Genomic DNA, 1,338 nt, shown 5'->3' with positions numbered 1-1,338 from the left:
TCCGACTCTGGAATCACTGAAGTCTCTGGGTCGACGACCGGAACGCGAGGCCGCTTCGCAGCGACCGCTGGTGGTTTGACTGACTTGGAGATCTTCGAGGAATGCGCGAGCGCGCGAGCAGACGTAGCCATTTTTTGGCCTCCCTAGTGAATGCAGACTTGCCTCACCCGCCGCATCCGAAATCAATCGGAGGCGGCGGCTCGAACGGGTTGGAAGACCGGGGAAGTTCTCACGAAAAAACCGGCAGGACTTGCGCCCTCCCGCCCGAGCCGCCAAAAACTGGGGCACGAGCGGCGAGAAGCCGCAGGCCAAAGGCAACTGCGGCTTCCGCCGTGAAAACTTCATTTGCGGGCTTCCAAACCCGATCGCGCCCTTTTTCGACGCGACTTGCGCAGTATGCCAGCGCTATTGCATCTGGCGCAGATATCCAGCGCCTCCTCGATCCGTTCCAGCGCGCGAATCGTCTGCCTTCAATCGAAGAAGCTGGGACGCACCCAGCGCCGGGCATGTACTCGTCCGCCCTCACGCCTTCCGCACGAACTCCGACTTCAACTTCATCGCGCCAATGCCGTCGATCTAGCAATCGATGTCGTGGTCGCCGTCGTTCAGCACATTGCCGACCGAGTCCTTGATCTCCCTGCTGTCATCGGCCGCACCCTCGGTAGCAGCGGCCGGCGCAGCCACGACGGCGGTCGGCATGCCGAGCAGGCGCATGTCGATGCCGTAGTTTTCGACCCTGGACCGGGTCCTGAAGGTGCGCCTGACCAGCGCCGCCGTCTGGTGAGGGCGAGGGGCTAGATAGACGACTTTCGTTAACAATTTCACGAAATCCGAAGTCGTGACGTGGGCTTCCCCAGGGCGCCTGTATCGGAATGTAAGCACAATGGTCTACATGAAAACCGATCGAGACGACTTCCACGATTGGCAGATGAGCGAGCGTCCCAGCATCAGCAGCACGCTCACTCCTCTTGAACGCCGACGCCCCCGCACGCCACCGCTACCACCCCCGATGCCATGGGGGCGGATCGCATTGATCGCCGTGCTCGGCCTGGTCTGCCTTCTCCTCGCCCTGAGATTGCATTTCCGCTGATTGGCGCTGCGTCCTTGGGTGGCTTGGCGATATGGCCGAGCAGGCCCTCACGCCTTGCGCACGAACTCCGACTTCAGCTTCATCGCGCCAATCCCATCGATCTTGCAATCGATGTCGTGGTCGCCATCGATCAGGCGGATGTTCTTCACCTTGGTGCCGACCTTCACCACCAGCGACGAGCCCTTGACCTTGAGGTCCTTGATGACGGTGATGGTGTCGCCGTCGTTCAGCACATTGCCGACCGAGTC

At 61.3% G+C, this 1,338-nt stretch carries 2 protein-coding genes; both read right to left on the bottom strand.

Features of this window, described 5'->3' with window-relative positions:
• Positions 1 to 576 precede the first annotated feature (576 nt).
• Positions 577 to 819, bottom strand: a complete 243-nt coding sequence (locus tag AC1D2E_RS35880) for a hypothetical protein (RefSeq protein ID WP_478201796.1) — start codon at positions 817 to 819, stop codon at positions 577 to 579.
• Between the two features lie 318 nt (positions 820 to 1,137).
• Positions 1,138 to 1,338, bottom strand: a 201-nt coding sequence (locus tag AC1D2E_RS35875) for a zinc ribbon domain-containing protein YjdM (protein WP_478201795.1), incomplete at its 5' end; no start/stop codon positions are given.

It is taken from the genome of Variovorax sp. P1_H2 (assembly GCF_056405295.1).
Note: the sequence above shows the minus strand (reverse complement) of the source record. Positions and strands in the feature narration are given on the sequence as shown.